The sequence below is a fragment of the Faecalibacterium sp. An77 genome, from assembly GCF_002161315.1.
Taxonomy (GTDB): domain Bacteria; phylum Bacillota; class Clostridia; order Oscillospirales; family Ruminococcaceae; genus Faecalibacterium.
In genome coordinates this window covers 1-778 of the sequence record NZ_NFHK01000104.1, presented here as the reverse complement: position 1 = coordinate 778, position 778 = coordinate 1, and the positions used below count along the sequence as shown (strand labels likewise).

The following is a 778-nucleotide window of genomic DNA, read 5'->3' as shown; positions in this document are numbered from 1 at the left end:
CGGTAATCTATCGTCATGGAGAGAAGTATCCGGTTTGCAGGATGTGCAAGTTCTTTGGCGTTTCCCGGAGTGGGTACTACGCCTATACCCACAATCTGAACCGTCCGAACCCAAATCAGTCGATTATAGACCAGATCGCCCGGCAGCAGAAGAGGTGCAAAAATACATATGGCTATCGCCGGATGCATCTGTGGCTGGACAAAAACGGCTGTCACAGGAATCCTAAAACTGTCCTCAGACTTATGAAAACAAACGGATTGCTGTCTGAAATACGCAGACGCAGGCAGTGGAAGCAGCTTGGACAGCAGGTTCACAGATATGAAAATCTGCTGAATAGGGATTTCCACACAGAAAGACCTAACAGCAAATGGGTCACAGATATCTCTTATATCCATACGGAACAAGGTGTCCTGTACCTGTCCATGATCCGGGATCTGTACGACAACAGCATTGTAGCTTACAAAACAGCAACATCCCAGACTGTCAACCTGGTGCTGGATACCATTCGCCTTGCTATGAAGAAAGAGAAAGTCGCTGGGGAGTTACAGCTCCACAGCGACCAGGGGTTTCAGTATACTTCCCAAGCGTACTTTAACCTGACTAAAGAATACGGCATTACGCCGTCTATGTCAAGACGGGGAAACTGCTATGACAATGCGATGGCAGAAAATTTCTTTGGCATTCTGAAAACCGAATGTATCTACCGCCAAAAGCTCAAAACATTTCAGCAGGCCAATGACCTGATTGACGAATACATTCACTTCTATAACCACGAGCG

General features: G+C 46.8%; 1 protein-coding gene. It reads left to right on the top strand.

The genetic code is table 11. The annotated features are described in order from the left end of the window. Positions 1-41: 41 nt before the first annotated feature. The coding region (locus B5G28_RS14230; RefSeq protein ID WP_087249848.1) for an IS3 family transposase at positions 42-778 on the top strand (737 nt) is incomplete at its 3' end.